Source organism: Streptomyces sp. PU-14G (assembly GCF_041028275.1).
Classification (GTDB): domain Bacteria; phylum Actinomycetota; class Actinomycetes; order Streptomycetales; family Streptomycetaceae; genus Streptomyces.
In genome coordinates, this window is record NZ_JASKYT010000462.1 from 1 (window position 1) to 4,499 (window position 4,499).

Here is a 4,499-nt window from a genome sequence, read left to right on the forward strand (position 1 = left end):
GGCCGCCGCGGGGGCGCCGGAGCCGTCCCCGATGACGGCYAGCTCGGCGCCGACCTCCACCGTCTCGTCCTCGGCGACCTTGATGGAGGACAGCGTCCCGGAGGCCGGTGCGGGGATCTCGGTGTCGACCTTGTCGGTGGAGACCTCGAGCAGCGGCTCGTCGGCCTCGATCTGTTCACCCTCGGCCTTCAGCCAGCGGGTGACGGTGCCCTCGGTCACGCTCTCGCCGAGCGCCGGCAGGGTTACGGAAACCGCCATGGTTCCTGTTGCTCCTTACGAACTGTGCGGATGGGTCGCGCCCTTGAGTGACTGCTCGGCGGTCAGTCGTGGGAGTGCAGCGGCTTGCCGGCCAGCGCCAGGTGCGCCTCGCCGAGCGCCTCCGTCTGCGTCGGGTGGGCGTGGATGAGCTGGGCCACCTCGGCGGGCAGCGCCTCCCAGTTGTAGATGAGCTGGGCCTCCGCCACCTGCTCACCCATGCGGTCACCGACCATGTGGACGCCGACCACGGCACCGTCGCGGACCTGGACGAGCTTGACCTCGCCCGACGTCTTGAGGATCTTGCTCTTGCCGTTGCCCGCGAGGTTGTACTTGAGGGTGACGACCTTGTCCGCGCCGTACCGCTCCTTGGCCTGCTCCTCGGTGAGGCCGACGGAGGCCACCTCCGGGTTGCAGTAGGTCACGCGGGGCACGCCGGCGTAGTCGACCGGCACCGGGTTCAGCCCGGCCAGCCGCTCCGCGACCATGATGCCCTCGGCGAAGCCGACGTGCGCGAGCTGGAGCGTGGGGATGAGGTCGCCGACGGCGGAGATGGTGGGCACGCTGGTGCGGCAGTACTCGTCCACCGTGACGAAGCCGCGGTCCATGGCGACCCCGGCCTCCTCGTAGCCCAGGTTCTGCGAGACCGGGCCGCGGCCGATGGCGACCAGCAGCACCTCGGCCTCGTACTCCTTGCCGTCGGCAAGGGTGACCTTGACGCCGTCGTTCGTGTACTCGGCCTTGTCGAAGAAGGTGCCCAGGTTGAACTTGATGCCGCGCTTGCGGAAGGCGCGCTCCAGCAGCTTGGAGCTGTTCTCGTCCTCGACCGGCACCAGGTGCTTGAGGCCCTCGATCACGGTGACGTCCGCGCCGAAGGACTTCCACGCCGAGGCGAACTCGACGCCGATGACGCCGCCGCCCAGGATGATCGCGGACTTCGGCACCCGGTCCATGACCAGGGCGTCGTCCGAGCTGATGATCCGGTCGTTGTCGATGGTCAGGCCCGGCAGCGTCTTGGGTACCGAACCGGTCGCCAGCAGGATGTGGCGGCCCTCGTAGCGCTGGCCGTTCACCTCGACGGAGGTCGGCGAGGAGAGGTAGCCGGAGCCCTCCACGTAGGTGACCTTGCGGGAGGCGACCAGCCCCTGCAGGCCCTTGTAGAGGCCGGAGATCACGCCGTCCTTGTACTTGTGGACGCCGGCCATGTCGATGCCCTCGAACGAGGTCTTGACACCGAACTCGGCGCTCTCACGCGACTGGTCGGCCACCTCGCCGGCGTGCAGCAGTGCCTTGGTCGGGATGCAGCCGCGGTGCAGGCAGGTACCGCCCAGCTTGTCCTTCTCGATGAGAGCGACATCCAGACCGAGCTGTGCGGCGCGAAGGGCAGCGGCATAACCGCCGCTACCGCCTCCGAGAATCACTAGGTCGAAAACGGTGCTGGCGTCGTTCGCCACGTCACGTCCTCCATGCATGGGTACGCCGTAGCCGGTCTCCTGTGACCGGGCGGCTTCAGGTTCGGCCGCTTGTGTCTGCTCGGCCCTTTGTCAGTCGGCTTCTGTCAAGCCGTGCGGGGCCCTGTCCTGCCAGTGACCCATCTTCGCACTTGTTGCCGGAAACCGGGACGCGGGGCCGGTTACCTCGAAGTACGGTCGCGGGCCGCGGGCCCCGCACGCCACGGCGAGCGGGGCCCACGCGCCCGTCGGCGATGTGGCGGACGTCTCAGCCCAGGTCGCCGTCCGCCGTGCGCTCCACGAGCCGGACCAGCGTACGGACCGCCGAGCCCGTGCCGCCCTTGGGCGTGTAGCCGAACGGCGCCGCCTCGTTGAAGGCCGGACCGGCGATGTCCAGGTGCGCCCAGGGGATGTCCTCGGGCACGAACTCCTTCAGGAACACCCCGGCCAGCAGGCCGCCGCCCATCCGGTCACCCACGTTGGCGATGTCGGCGACCGGCGAGTCGATGCCCTTGCGCAGGTGGGCGGGCATCGGCATCGGCCAGGCGTCCTCGCCCGCCTCACCGGCCGCCTCGTGCACGGCGGTGCGGAAGGCGTCGTCGTTCGCCATGATCCCGAACGTGCGGGCACCCAGCGCCACCATCATGGCGCCGGTCAGCGTCGCCACGTCCACCAGCGCGTCCGGCTGCTCCTCACCGGCCCGCGCCAGCGCGTCCGCCATCACCAGACGGCCCTCGGCGTCGGTGTTGAGCACCTCGACGGTCTTGCCGCTGTACATGGTCAGCACATCACCCGGACGGGTGGCCGAGCCCGACGGCATGTTCTCGGCCAGCGCCAGCCAGCCGGTCACGTTGGCGCGCAGCCCCATCCTGGCCGCCGCCACGACCGTCGAGAAGACGGCGGCGGCGCCGCTCATGTCGCACTTCATCGTCTCGTTGTGACCCGCGGGCTTGAGCGAGATGCCGCCCGAGTCGTAGGTGATGCCCTTGCCGATCAGCGCCAGGGACTTCTTCGCCTTCGGGTGCGACCAGCCGACCCGCACCAGGCGCGGCGGCTGCGCCGACCCGTTGCCGACCCCCAGGATGCCGCCGAAGCCGCCCTTGGCCAGCGCCTTCTCGTCCAGCACCTCGATGGTGAGGCCGTACTCCTTGGCCGCGGCACGGACCTCGGCGGTGAACCCCTTCGGGTCCAGGCCGTTCGCCGGGGTGTTGATCAGGTCCCGGGCGCGGTGCACCTCCTCGGCGACCACCACGGCACGCTCGGCCGCCGCCTTGTGCGCCTTGTCCCGCGCCTTCGCGCCGACCAGCGCGATCTCCGCCAGCGGCGCGCTCTTGGCGTCCTTCTTCGCGCTGCTGTCCTTGCCCTTGTACGCGGTGAAGGAGTAGGCGCCCAGCAGCGCGCCCTCGGCGACCGCGGCGACGGCCTCCGCGTCCTCGACCGGCAGCGCGAAAGCCGCCTTCTTCGTGCCCGCCAGCGCCCGGGCCGCCGCACCCGCCGCACGGCGCAGCACCTCCGCCTCGACGGGCTCCTTGGGGCCCGCCGCCTCGCCGAGGCCGACGGCCACCACGACCGGAGCCTTCACGCCGGCCGGCGGCGCCGGGAGCTTGGTCACCTCTCCCTCGCCGCCGCTCGCGCCGAGCGTCTCCAGCGTCGCGGCGAGCTTGCCGCCGTACGCCTTGTCGACGGCCTCCGCGCCGGGCGCGAGGACGAGCGGCGCCTTCTTGCCCGCCTTGCCGGCGGAGCCGCTTGTGGCGACGCCGACGACGACAGCGTCCGCGCGCAGGGTCGCCGCGGACGAGGAGCTGAGAGTCAGTGCAGACACGTGGGAGAGACCTTCTTCCTTGACAGGGCGCGGAGTGCGAAACCGCCTCCGGCTCAGGACGCTTCGGGCATGGTATGCCCGCTCCCTCGCCCCGAACGGGCACGGTGGGCACTTGCGCCGGGTCCGGCACGCGCCGCGCCTCAGAGCGCGGCCACCACCAGCGCGCCCGTCGCCGCCACTTCGGCCAGCGCGCCGAACACGTCCCCCGTCACACCGCCGAACCGCCGCACACAGTGCCGCAGCAGCAACTCGGCGGCGCACAGACCCAGTACGGCCCCCACCGCGAACAGCGCGAGAGGGCCCGCGAGGCCGGCCGCCACGGCCAGCGCCACCACGAGGGCGGCCACACCCCACGCGGTGCCCCGCGGGACCGTGCCGGCCACCGCTGCGCCCAGGCCCTCAGGCCGCGCTGCCGCGACACCCTCCCGCGAGGCGAGCGTGAGGGCGCCGCGCCCCACCAGCGCCGACATCACGACGGCGGCGGCCCCCACGGTCCAGCCCTCACCGAACAACCGCGCCACGGAGGCGATCTGGGCCAGCAGCACGAACACGAGCGTGACGACGCCGAACGGGCCGATGTCGGACCGCTTCATGACCCGCAGCGCCTCCTCGGCGGGCTTCGCACTGCCCAGCCCGTCGGCGACGTCGGCGAGACCGTCCAGATGCAGACCGCGCGTCAGCACGGCGCCGGCCGCCACGGCGGCGACGGCCGCGATGAGCGCGGAGGCGCCGCACAGCAGGAGTACGCCGCCCACCGCGGCAGCCGCCAGGCCGACCACCGCGCCGGCCAGCGGCGCGCAGGCCATGCCCGACCGGGCCGCGGCCCGGTCCCAGCGGGTGACCCTGACGGGCAGCACCGTCAAGGTGCCGAGAGCGAACCGTATGCCGTCGCCTGGCGTGGGGGAACGATCCATGGCCGAGCACGTTACCGGGCCCGCCCCGCCCCGCCGCGTCGGGGAGGGCTCGTGAGC

Annotated in this window: 4 protein-coding genes; all 4 read right to left on the reverse strand. The window is 72.1% G+C overall.

Going from position 1 to position 4,499, the window contains the following annotated elements; all coding sequences use genetic code 11:
- On the reverse strand, positions 1 to 258 hold a 258-nt coding region (locus AB8Z75_RS31460; RefSeq protein ID WP_369207992.1), incomplete at its 3' end, for a biotin/lipoyl-containing protein.
- Between the two features lie 62 nt (positions 259 to 320).
- The gene (gene lpdA, locus AB8Z75_RS31465) at positions 321 to 1,727 is read right to left on the reverse strand and encodes a dihydrolipoyl dehydrogenase (protein WP_242750674.1); all 1,407 of its coding nucleotides are present in this window, start codon (positions 1,725 to 1,727) and stop codon (positions 321 to 323) included.
- A 247-nt stretch (positions 1,728 to 1,974) separates the two neighbouring features.
- Entirely contained in the window at positions 1,975 to 3,528 is a 1,554-nt protein-coding gene (locus AB8Z75_RS31470) for a leucyl aminopeptidase (RefSeq protein WP_369207994.1), read from the reverse strand.
- 140 nt (positions 3,529 to 3,668) lie between these two features.
- On the reverse strand, positions 3,669 to 4,442 hold the full coding sequence (locus AB8Z75_RS31475) for an adenosylcobinamide-GDP ribazoletransferase (RefSeq protein WP_369207996.1): 774 nt from the start codon (positions 4,440 to 4,442) through the stop codon (positions 3,669 to 3,671).
- Positions 4,443 to 4,499 lie beyond the last annotated feature (57 nt).

Bases quoted from the DNA above. Each gene is read 5' to 3' on its own strand.
- AB8Z75_RS31475 (WP_369207996.1), bottom strand. From the start codon at position 4,442: ATGGATCGTTCCCCCACGCCAGGCGACGGCATACGGTTCGCTCTCGGC.
- lpdA (WP_242750674.1), bottom strand. From the start codon at position 1,727: ATGCATGGAGGACGTGACGTGGCGAACGACGCCAGCACCGTTTTCGAC.